The 6,101-nt window shown below is 43.1% G+C and carries 7 protein-coding genes; 1 reads left to right on the top strand and 6 read right to left on the bottom strand.

Annotation, left to right across the window (positions count from 1 at the left end; all coding sequences use genetic code 11):
* From QXV08_RS08645 to QXV08_RS08630, 4 genes are all read right to left on the bottom strand, one after another.
* The coding region (locus QXV08_RS08645) for a restriction endonuclease subunit S (RefSeq protein ID WP_342821542.1) at window positions 1-310 on the bottom strand (310 nt) is incomplete at its 3' end.
* A gap of 6 nt (window positions 311-316) precedes the next feature.
* The gene (locus QXV08_RS08640; RefSeq protein WP_342821541.1) at window positions 317-2,035 is read right to left on the bottom strand and encodes a type I restriction-modification system subunit M; all 1,719 of its coding nucleotides are present in this window, start codon (window positions 2,033-2,035) and stop codon (window positions 317-319) included.
* Window positions 2,036-2,657: 622 nt separating this feature from the next.
* Entirely contained in the window at window positions 2,658-3,194 is a 537-nt protein-coding gene (locus tag QXV08_RS08635; protein ID WP_342821540.1) for an integrase, read from the bottom strand.
* Window positions 3,195-3,427: 233 nt separating this feature from the next.
* Window positions 3,428-3,652 carry a hypothetical protein gene (locus QXV08_RS08630; RefSeq protein ID WP_342821539.1) on the bottom strand — a complete coding sequence of 75 codons (225 nt, stop codon included), beginning with the start codon at window positions 3,650-3,652 and terminating at the stop codon, window positions 3,428-3,430.
* Between the two features lie 209 nt (window positions 3,653-3,861).
* On the opposite strand from QXV08_RS08630, the gene QXV08_RS08625 reads away from it, so the two are divergent.
* The gene (locus tag QXV08_RS08625; RefSeq protein ID WP_342821538.1) at window positions 3,862-4,635 is read left to right on the top strand and encodes a hypothetical protein; all 774 of its coding nucleotides are present in this window, start codon (window positions 3,862-3,864) and stop codon (window positions 4,633-4,635) included.
* A 473-nt stretch (window positions 4,636-5,108) separates the two neighbouring features.
* On the opposite strand, the gene QXV08_RS08620 is transcribed toward QXV08_RS08625, so the two are convergent.
* Window positions 5,109-5,432 carry a nucleotidyltransferase domain-containing protein gene (locus tag QXV08_RS08620; protein WP_342821537.1) on the bottom strand — a complete coding sequence of 108 codons (324 nt, stop codon included), beginning with the start codon at window positions 5,430-5,432 and terminating at the stop codon, window positions 5,109-5,111.
* Complete coding sequence (locus QXV08_RS08615) at window positions 5,401-5,799, bottom strand: HEPN domain-containing protein (RefSeq protein WP_342821536.1); 399 nt, start codon at window positions 5,797-5,799, stop codon at window positions 5,401-5,403. Before QXV08_RS08615 ends, QXV08_RS08620 begins: the two co-directional genes overlap by 32 nt.
* Between the last annotated feature and the right edge of the window lie 302 nt (window positions 5,800-6,101).

The following is a 6,101-nucleotide window of genomic DNA, read 5'->3' as shown; positions in this document are numbered from 1 at the left end:
TAAGATCATATTGTGTAGGATATTTTTGCTCCTCCAGATTATTTAAATGTTGTACCCTAATGAATGGAAACTTACCACCTTCAAAATACTTCTTTTCTTGTGGCGCTGTATTGCCTGATGAAATCAGAGCTATATCCTTAAGTGTGGCAATCTTCCAGTCTTTCGGTATTTTTCCTATTGGTGTTTCCTGTAATTCTGTTTCTTTCTTGAACAGTATTCGTGCTTGGGCAGGTTTTGGTTGTTCTTCTTTTTTAGTACCCTGCACGGATATAGACTGTTTTATGTAGTCTGATAGCTTCTTAGTGGTCATGGTTTTTCAGCTCTGTAGGGTTTTGATTATCTCGGTTATCCATGTGTCTATCTTTGCTAGTAGTTCACGTGTTTCTTCCTCTAGTTTCTTGAGTTCTCTCCACTCCTCTTCAATGTTTACTTTCTCTCCCTCCTCTATTGGTGTTACGTAGAGTGTTACGTTGAGGTTGTAATCGTTGTTTTTAACCTCTTCGAGAGATACTATGCGTGATAATCCTTGCTCTTCTCTGTAGGTTCTGTAGATTTCAACTATTTTCGCGATGTGCTGGTCTCCGAGTTTGTTTAATTTCCTCACCTCGGGGTGTTTCTCGTATAGCTGGGATGCGTTTATGAATAGTATTTTTCTTTTTCTTTCCTGTGGCTTACTCTTGTTGAAAATGATTATTACTCCTGGAGCACTAGTGTTGTAGAAGAGCTTCTCAGGTAGCAGTATGACAGCTTCCACCAGGTCGTTATCGATTATTTTGCTTCTAATTGCTTTTTCGCTTCCACCCCTGAATAGTGCTCCCTGGTCTATTACCACGCCTACTCGGCCATCAGGCTTTGTAGCAGCTAACATCAGTTGTATCCATGCCCAGTCAGCAGTCTGTGATGGGGTATAGCCGTATTTGTATACGAACCTGTATTTCTCGTTTTTCTTGAGAACCTCTTCATTGTAGCCGTCTTGGTTCCATGGGGGATTAGCAAGCACTAGGTCCCAGGCTTCGAGCTCGAACTTAGGGTATAGGAGGCTGTCTCCAATCTCGATCTTGTGGTTGTGTATGTCGTGTATGTACATGTTCATCTTAGCTAGGGCGGCTATCTTAGCGTTTGCCTCCTGTCCGTAGAGGAACAGCTTATCTGCTTCTTCTTTTCCGAACCTGTTCTCAACGTACTTGTAGGTAGTTATGAGCATACCACCGCTTCCAGCTGCAGGATCTAGAACTCTATCACCTGGCTTAGGGTCTAGGATGCCTACCAAAAGCTTAATGACTTCCCTCGGTGTGAAAATCTCTCCTTCCTTGGCCTTCTCTGGGGCAAACATCATCAGGAGCCACTCGTAGGCGTCTCCAAGGATGTCGGGCGATACATCAATCAGGGGTACTGAATCGAACAACTCTACCAGTTGTCTGAGTATCTCCGTGTTCTCTCTGCTGGAGGCGAACTGGTGGAAGTCGAAGTTGTCGAATACTGCTCTCAGCTCTGGGTTTAGTTCTCCCAGCTTCTTGAGAGCTTCAGAAAAGAATACGTGTAGCTCTCCCTTATGCTTAACTACGTTATCCCACAGGTAGTCCTCCGATATTATGAACTGGTGGAAGAACTTTTCTTTTGCTAGGCTTCCAGCCTCCTGGGTTGAATAGCCTTCTTCAACAAGCTCCTTAACAGTAGACTCGTACTCAAGCTTCCACTGATCGCTAATCCGCTTATAGAAGAGTAGAACGAGTATGAAGGAGTAGTCTACACGCGTTCTTATCAAGTCTGCCGCCTTCTTTAGAATGTCTTCAAGGTCCCCCCTAGTAACTGGTATTGGGCGAAGAGCGTAGATCTTCCTCTTAGGGTTCTCCGGGTCTACCGCTACTACGTTCACTAAGTTACCTTTACTAAGATTGCTGAGAAGAACCATTACCGTATCCGAAGGCTTCTCTAAGACCTTAGAAGCATCATCAACGGTGAAAGGCTTCTCACCAAAATAAGCTCTAAGCTTTATATAATCATTGAGAACCCACTGTGGAACGGAATTAGGCACCTAACTCACCAAATATTTTAGTAAGACATCTAAGTATAAAAATTTGCTGGTTAGACAAAACAAATGCGACTTAACGGTATATTAGTATTTTAGTGTATATAGTAGAGTGTGTTACAGGTCATGAAGCCTCCTCACACTCCACTTGAAAGGTGGGACGGTTCTGGGCCAAAACAAAGACTGGGTTGGAACGGACGTCCCAACAATCTTCATTGATAGGAGTCAAAAATAATATAAACTATTTTCGACCACAACACTTTTAGATTATGGAAGCAGACGGGCTTTGAGAACCGGTGGGCTAACTGCCCACGCGGGTTCAAATCCCGCCCCCGGCGCTGAATCCACGAAAAATTTTATACCTTGTTCATTGTCCTAAAGTATAGGATGCGAGAGTTCCTCCCATGCTCTCGAGGAGTGGCAAGCTCGAGCTCTTCTCGATGCAATTCTGAGAAACAATGTATTGAAAGAAGAGTTTTAAACTACGTTCTCAAGTACTACAAGGCTGAGCTTACTGAGAGACTTGGAGAAGCTATTCCATGAATAGAACTGAAGTAGACACCCGAGTTCGAGAAATGACTATTCAAGCAGGATGGAAAACCCCGATAAACCCGTGTCCTATCGTACTCTATTGGATTACAAGAGAATATGGAGTAACTGCTTGGAAGGTAAAGTTCTCGGATGGCATCTCATCAAGCAACTTAGTGGTAAGCAAATGGATTGTAGAGATGGTAGGTATCATCCTACAGGTACTACCTGGGTTTAGAGAGTAGTACCTGTAGAACCCGTGTTCCATGAAGCATGCGATTCTTTTGATATCTATATCTAGGTACACTATGTATAGTTCTTCATTGGGATTCCAGAAGTTGAGAGCATTAATAACATGCTCGAATCGTACACCAGAGTAAAGCGTGAGAGTGTATACTAAGTAGATCTTCTCGTTGTTCTGCTTCAGGTAATCGAAAGCTTTAACAACTTTATCTGCTGGTACAGGTTTTTGACCTACTTTTTTACCGTATCCACGTCCAGGAATAGCTAGCATTAACCTAGCGTAAGTATCCCAGTCAAGACCGCTAACACCTTTGGAGTAGAGGTATATAATGTAGTGTCTTACAACTTGCCTAGCCCTAGGAAACCCGAAGCTTTCATGCACTTTCCAGTTCATCTCCTAGAGCTGGTAGAGAAGTACAAGGGTAGTATACCTAGACGTGGCACTATTACCAAGATCCCGGGTTTCAATATACCTCCTCCTCTTCCATCTCTTCCTCCGCTTCTCCCTCTACTTTCGCTTCTCCTAGCTCGTTGAGTCATGTTCCGTACTCAACGATAACCTTATACTCGTCATCCGTGATACCCAGGATTCTCTTCAGCTCGTCCTCCAGCTCATCCTCCTGCTTTCTAGAGATATCCTTCGGCAACAGCGTTCAGGTCTCCATCGTAGTGAGAAGCGAATACCTCCACTATCCCCCACGCACTACATTCTAGTAGTGCTCGCGGTATGGGCAGATGAGCAACGCTTGCCGACTGATGCCTGTAGTAGCCTCCTCGAACACTCCAAGCCCTGAGCTTCAGAAGGCTACGAGCGAACCCGCTGTTCAAGTAGAGAAGTAGCTTCAGCACCATAGTCTTGTCGGGCTCAACTATGAAATAAACCTTAACGCTTGGAACTAGGATAATATTTCTGTCAACACCGCAAATAGAAACTCTGGTTTCCACAGGTAGAATACATGCTTCAAAGTGCTTAGCTAAACTTATCATTGTGTTAATTCATAATTTAATTTTACTTTAAGGTTTAAATACCCTAAAGTTCATAATACTGATACGGTGTGAGTTTGTCGGCTAACAAGGAGAGAATAGAGTCCCTTCTTAGAAAATCCGAGGAGTTAATTGAAGAATCAAAGAAAACGGATTATAGAATGCCGGTTATTCTACCTTTTATACCCCCTATTCTTATTCTGAGCGGAGCTGGTTTAATGGTGATTGTGTTCATTGGATTATCCAGCATGGATACACACCCGGGTTACCTGGCTCTAACTGCGATGGGATTTGTAATATACATTCTCGCAATACTTATCGCAATACTTCTTAATTTCTACATTGTATACAAGTGGATTAAAAGAAGAAACGACCACTTCGCTAGAACGCTCATGTTCTTCGAGAACCTAGTGGAAATAGCTGATCTTTTGAAATTCAGGCGAAGTCATGAAATGAAATCTAGACTTAATGAACTCAGAGAAATTAATTCTCACGTGAAGAGTGCTTTAGCTAATACAATATTGACTATCATTCCTCTATACATATTCTATGTATACCACTTCTTAAACAAAGATTTCGCAGAACACTCTGAAAAGGAAAAACTATTACTCGCAGAATTCTTCGATGAAGTTAGAGAGAAAATACCTTCATTTACAAGAAGAATTGAGGAATTCAATATAGTGCCTGATAGAAGCACTCTACTGTATCTGATATTAACAATTATTTTCCCCGTTTTCTCAATCTACTGGGTTTATACACTAACAAAGGATCCAAACAAACACTTCGAAAGCCATTCAGTACTAGAACGTGAACTAGTCACAGCGCTTAAACAACTATTGCTTCAACCATAGTTTTTCAACATAAATTCGGGAGTTGAACGAATTAAGAGCATGTATTAAGCTAGGATACTTCAGTAAGTAGTAGATAAGCATGGTAGGGAGAGGGGTTCGCAACTGTTTTAGTGTGCTAGGTTTTGTAGGTCTCTCTAGGATGCTTAGAGCTCTTGGTGACCCTGTGCTTCCGAGACCCATGGTAGACCATGGGGAGGGGCTCAGAGGAACCGTGATGACCCGCCCTAGGAAAACCTACAAAACTAAGACAGGAAACAGTGCTAGAGGCTAGAAAGGTTCTGGAAATAGCTGGACTAGTTAGAGACGGCTACATAGACTACACACTAGCACTAGAAGTAGTGCGTCTACCCTCTTTCTACTGAATTCCTGCATGTTCACCGTATTGCTGAAATCTACTGTAGCTTCTTGCGGCAGAGAACTCTTCGTCTAGAAAGCCTAAACTTGAGGTGACTGTAGGCTGGTGGCCGCGTGCTTTACGGTTTTATCTCTACCCAGTACTTTGATACGTCTCTGAAGAACGCCTTGCTCGATCTGCTCTTGAACTCCTCCGGTGTTAAGGCTACTATGTCGAACCCGATGTCGGGTGGTAGTCTTGTTCTTATGAATGCAACTCTATCCGGGTAGCTCATGCTCTTGAAACACTCGCATACAACTACTATGTCAACATCGCTTTCAAGCGTGTGATCACCTCTAGCATAGCTTCCAAACAGGTAAATCATGGCGTTGATCTCTCTAGCCAGCCTCCCGAGGATCTCTACGATGTCACTACGGGTCTTGAATAGCTTTTGAGACCTCATCCAGCACCCCCTTAGCAATCGAGATAGCCTCCTCAGCATGTTCTCTCAAGATCTCCTCTGACGGTCTCTCTAAACCGGCGTTGGGGTATCTAGCTAGAGTGTAGTATGCGGATAGCTTAGCAAGTGCAACCTCACTAAGTGAAACAGCCGTGGAGTCTTTAACTCTACGGTAGAGCTTGACAAGGTCGTGGCCTCGCGGATACTCACCTAGAACGTGGAGCATTAGGGCTTTCAAAGCTTTCTCAGCAGCTTGCTGAGCTATGAAACAAGCCCAGTTATATCTACCTGTGCTAATACTCATTTCAGCATATCTGAGATCAGCTTGAGCTTCTGCTAGCCAGTTGAGTACTTCGTCTCTCACCGGCATACTATCACTTCAATAATATCCATGTATACCACGGTTTTAACCCTACACTGATAACCCGAGAACAACGATCTCGGGGTTGAATCCTAGTTGAACAAGTTTTCTTAGTCAACACGTCATGTTTTAATATGATGAAACTAAGCATTAAACCACTCCAAGCTACTCAACCTGGTTTTTCCCAATTCTATCTCCAAGGATTCTCGAGAAACAATCAATTACCTTCATAGCACTACGTCCTAAGGTAAACTCAATCTACAGTAGTTAAGTAGTGTAGGTCTCCAGCCTTGGAACTTTACGATGATTTA

This window comes from Desulfurococcus sp. (genome assembly GCF_038881575.1).
GTDB lineage: Archaea > Thermoproteota > Thermoprotei_A > Sulfolobales > Desulfurococcaceae > Desulfurococcus.
The sequence above is the reverse complement of the archived record's forward strand: the minus strand, read 5'-3'. Positions and strand labels throughout refer to the sequence as shown.